Source organism: Psychromonas antarctica (assembly GCF_022267535.1).
GTDB classification, from domain to species: domain Bacteria; phylum Pseudomonadota; class Gammaproteobacteria; order Enterobacterales; family Psychromonadaceae; genus Psychromonas; species Psychromonas antarctica.
Genome location: NZ_JAHNZV010000201.1, coordinates 1 through 2,695 on the forward strand (window position 1 = coordinate 1; position 2,695 = coordinate 2,695).

3 protein-coding genes are annotated in these 2,695 nt (G+C 40.6%); all 3 read right to left on the minus strand.

Features of this window, described 5'->3' with window-relative positions:
• Window positions 1–130 precede the first annotated feature (130 nt).
• Window positions 131–778, minus strand: coding sequence for a YqgE/AlgH family protein (locus KSO91_RS16855; RefSeq protein ID WP_238744182.1), 648 nt, complete (start codon window positions 776–778; stop codon window positions 131–133).
• Window positions 779–846: 68 nt separating this feature from the next.
• On the minus strand, window positions 847–1,803 hold the full coding sequence (gshB, locus tag KSO91_RS16860; RefSeq protein ID WP_238744183.1) for a glutathione synthase: 957 nt from the start codon (window positions 1,801–1,803) through the stop codon (window positions 847–849).
• 20 nt (window positions 1,804–1,823) lie between these two features.
• Window positions 1,824–2,552, minus strand: a complete 729-nt coding sequence (gene rsmE, locus KSO91_RS16865; RefSeq protein ID WP_238744184.1) for a 16S rRNA (uracil(1498)-N(3))-methyltransferase — start codon at window positions 2,550–2,552, stop codon at window positions 1,824–1,826.
• Window positions 2,553–2,695 lie beyond the last annotated feature (143 nt).

Below are 2,695 nucleotides of genomic sequence, written 5' to 3' on the forward strand. Positions count from 1 at the left end.
GCAATAACCAGTTATTGCTGCGATGATTCGCCTTGAACTACGCAAAACTAACAGCACTGTATAATATGTTTTTTAACTTTTTGATATTTAATCTAATTTCGCTTCCATTATCCAGAACTGAGGTTAGGTATTAAGCATGTCCTGTGCTGGTTGAAAGTTGATCCGGATTGATCCCTAAACGGTGTAGTGATTCTGTCCAGCGTTTTTCAACGGGAGTATTAAATATAATGTCATTTTCACTTTTTATGGTCAGCCAGTGATTATCTTTAATTTCTTGCTCTAATTGTCCCGCTTCCCAGCTTGCATAACCGAGTGTGACTATATATTGCTCTGGTGCATTTTCTGTCCCCAGTGAGGATAAGACTGCGTTAGAATTAGACATCATCAGCTGTTCATTGAGCTGCGTACTTTGTGAATTATCAGCGGCAGGCGAATGTAAGACAAAACCGCGCTCAAGCTCTAGTGGGCCGCCTAAAAAAACGGGGCCGAGTAAGGGAGGCTCTGGTTGATGTGAAATAGTTTCGACGTTATTTAATAACTCTTGTAGTGTTAGCTTAACCGGGAAATTAATAATAAAACCCATAGCACCACCGGCGTCATGTTCACAAACGTAAACAACGGACTGTTTAAAGTAGGGATCTGTTAGCGAAGGCATTGCAATTAAAAAGTGATTTTTTAGTGTACTGAGTACTTCCGTTTTATGACTAACCTTTATTTCACTCTCTGAACGTTGAATTGCAGGGTTATCATCTTTTGTCGTTATTTTGGCATTGCTCATGTGATACTCCCTATTTGGGTCAATCTATTGCGGTTGCCATATTGTAAGTATGGCAACTATTTGCAATATTACAGTGTTTTTGTTATCCGTTTTTCAATTGCATCCATTAGTTTCGCACTGATATTGGTGCCATAAGCGTTATCAATCTCTTGAATGCAAGTTGGGCTAGTAACATTTATTTCAGTGACTTTATCGCCAATCACATCGAGACCTACAAAAATAAGCCCTTTCTCTTTCAGTTTAGGACCGATTGCATTCGCAATATGCCAATCGCTTTCTGAAAGTGGTTGTGCCACGCCTCGTCCTCCTGCCGCGAGGTTACCGCGTGTTTCTCCTTGCGCCGGAATGCGCGCAAGGGCATAAGGCATAGGAATACCATCGACAATTAAAATACGCTTATCACCCTCTGCGATTTCAGGAATGAATTTCTGAGCCATACAGTAACGTTGTTGATGGTCAGTCAAGGTTTCGATAATGACACCAATATTGGCATCATCTTCTTTAATACGAAAAATGGAGGCGCCTCCCATGCCATCAAGCGGTTTTAAAATGACATCCTGATGCTTTGCATGAAAATCACGGATCCTTTGGCTGCTCCGAGTGACAAGTGTTGTCGGTGTGAATTCACTGAACCAAGCGGTGAATAGTTTTTCATTTGCATCACGTAAACTTTGTGGTTTATTGACGATCAAACATCCTTCATCCTCTGCGCGCTCAAGTAGATAAGTTGCATAGATATATTCGGTATCGAAAGGGGGATCTTTACGCATTAAAACGGCATCTAGGTCGGAAAGCGGGTGCTCTGTCGCCTCTTCAAGTTGATACCAGTTATCTGCATCGCGTTGCACTGTTAATTTTTTACTGCTAGCAAAACAGCGACTATCTTCGAGATAGAGATCTTGCATCTCTAAATAATAAAGCTCCCAGCCTCGCGATTGTGCTTCTAATAACATTGCAAAGCTAGAATCTTTATGAATTTTAATGGCTGAGATTGGATCCATAACGATGCCAATTTTAATGGACATATTTTTTCCTTCATTACTGTTTAGGCAAGATCACCAAAACGGCACTGGAGTGCTGTTATGGCGGTTAAGGCTGCTGTTTCGGTGCGTAAAATCCGCGGCCCTAATAATGTTTCGGTGAAGTTAAGTGTTTTAGTTAGCGCTATTTCATCATCGCTCAATCCACCTTCTGGTCCTATTAATAAGCGCACCTTATTAATATCATTTGCTAATGTGTTGATTGAATAGTTAGCGCGTGGGTGCAGCGTGAGTTTGATCGCACTCTCCTGGCATTCACACCATGCTTGTAACGATTGCGTGGGGTGAATCGTTGGGATAATGTTACGGCCTGATTGTTCGCAAGCTGCAATCGCAATTTTATGCCACTGTTGCTGTTTTTTTAGCATACGCTCGGCATTGATTTTTACGCCACAGCGTTCACTCATTAATGGGGTGATTTCATTGACTCCTAATTCTACCGCTTTTTGAATAACAAATTCCATCCTATCACCACGTGAAATAACTTGCCCTAGATGTAGGTGCAGCGGACTTTCATTATCAGTTTCTTGAAATCCCTTGATCAAGGCCATACAACTGCGTTTTTGCACCTCACTCAAGATTGCTAAATACTGGCCACCGGAGCCATTAAATAAGATTATTTCTGCACCGACTTTTAAACGTAATACACGAATATGTTGTGTGGCATCATCCCCAAGCAAAATTTCACTAGAAACTAAGAGTTGTTGCGGATCATAAAATCGAGGGTTACTCATAAATATTAAATTTTCGTTGTGAATAATTGTGTTTAGTATAACGCGAAAAGTTTATAGAAAACTATTGCTTAGTTTTGTTTTGTATAAGGTCCATTTTATAAACAGCAATTCTCGGTGAAAATAATTTTCAAGCTATACAAGGG

What these genes read in the sequence shown, in the direction of transcription:
- KSO91_RS16855 (WP_238744182.1), bottom strand. Translation starts at nt 778, where the DNA reads ATGAGCAATGCCAAAATAACGACAAAAGATGATAACCCTGCAATTCAA.
- gshB (WP_238744183.1), bottom strand. Translation starts at nt 1,803, where the DNA reads ATGTCCATTAAAATTGGCATCGTTATGGATCCAATCTCAGCCATTAAA.
- rsmE (WP_238744184.1), bottom strand. Translation starts at nt 2,552, where the DNA reads ATGAGTAACCCTCGATTTTATGATCCGCAACAACTCTTAGTTTCTAGT.